The organism is Prescottella equi, assembly GCF_020171745.1.
In the GTDB taxonomy this organism is placed as follows: domain Bacteria; phylum Actinomycetota; class Actinomycetes; order Mycobacteriales; family Mycobacteriaceae; genus Prescottella; species Prescottella equi_A.
Window position 1 is genome coordinate 1 of sequence record NZ_JAIVAH010000043.1, and the last position, 1,455, is coordinate 1,455.

The window sequence follows — 1,455 nt, forward strand, 5'->3', positions numbered from 1 at the left end:
AGCCTGAGACGTGATGCGTAGCCGATTGAGGCGAATTCAGTGATCCTATGCTGCCGAGAAAAGCCTCTAGCGAGCTTTCACACGGCCCGTACCCCAAACCGACACAGGTGGTCAGGTAGAGAATACTAAGGCGATCGAGATAACTGTGGTTAAGGAACTCGGCAAAATGCCCCCGTAACTTCGGGAGAAGGGGGGCCTCGTCTGGTGACGGAACTTGCTTCCTGAGCTGGGTGGGGCCGCAGAGACCAGAGAGAAGCGACTGTTTACTAAAAACACAGGTCCGTGCGAAGTCGTAAGACGATGTATACGGACTGACGCCTGCCCGGTGCTGGAAGGTTAAGAGGACCGGTTAGCCAGTAATGGCGAAGCTGAGAATTTAAGCCCCAGTAAACGGCGGTGGTAACTATAACCATCCTAAGGTAGCGAAATTCCTTGTCGGGTAAGTTCCGACCTGCACGAATGGCGTAACGACTTCTCTGCTGTCTCAACCACAGACTCGGCGAAATTGCATTACGAGTAAAGATGCTCGTTACGCGCGGCAGGACGAAAAGACCCCGGGACCTTCACTATAGCTTGGTATTGGTGTTCGGTTCGGTTTGTGTAGGATAGGTGGGAGACTGTGAAGCGGGCACGCCAGTGTTCGTGGAGTCGTTGTTGAAATACCACTCTGATCGTATTGGACATCTAACCTCGGACCATGATCTGGTTCAGGGACAGTGCCTGGTGGGTAGTTTAACTGGGGCGGTTGCCTCCCAAAATGTAACGGAGGCGCCCAAAGGTTCCCTCAGCCTGGTTGGCAATCAGGTGTCGAGTGCAAGTGCACAAGGGAGCTTGACTGTGAGACTGACAGGTCGAGCAGGGACGAAAGTCGGGACTAGTGATCCGGCACCGGCAAGTGGAAGCGGTGTCGCTCAACGGATAAAAGGTACCCCGGGGATAACAGGCTGATCTTCCCCAAGAGTCCATATCGACGGGATGGTTTGGCACCTCGATGTCGGCTCGTCGCATCCTGGGGCTGGAGTAGGTCCCAAGGGTTGGGCTGTTCGCCCATTAAAGCGGCACGCGAGCTGGGTTTAGAACGTCGTGAGACAGTTCGGTCTCTATCCGCCGCGCGCGTTAGAAACTTGAGGAAGGCTGTCCCTAGTACGAGAGGACCGGGACGGACGAACCTCTGGTGTGCCAGTTGTTCCGCCAGGAGCACTGCTGGTTAGCTACGTTCGGAAGGGATAACCGCTGAAAGCATCTAAGCGGGAAGCCTGTTCCAAGATGAGGTTTCTCACCCCCTCGAGGGGGTAAGGCCCCCGGCAGACCACCGGGTTGATAGGCCAGAACTGGAAGTCCGGTAACGGATGGAGGTGACTGGTACTAATAGGCCGAGGACTTACCACAAAGAAGCTACGCGTCCACTGTGCGGTATCTGAAACAACACACAGATATCATTCACCCCCAACATTC

Annotated in this window: 1 rRNA gene; it reads left to right on the forward strand. The window is 55.1% G+C overall.

From position 1 onward, the window contains the following. Positions 1 to 1,389: ribosomal RNA gene (locus LCL87_RS25510) — 23S ribosomal RNA — on the forward strand; the annotation flags it as partial. Between the last annotated feature and the right edge of the window lie 66 nt (positions 1,390 to 1,455).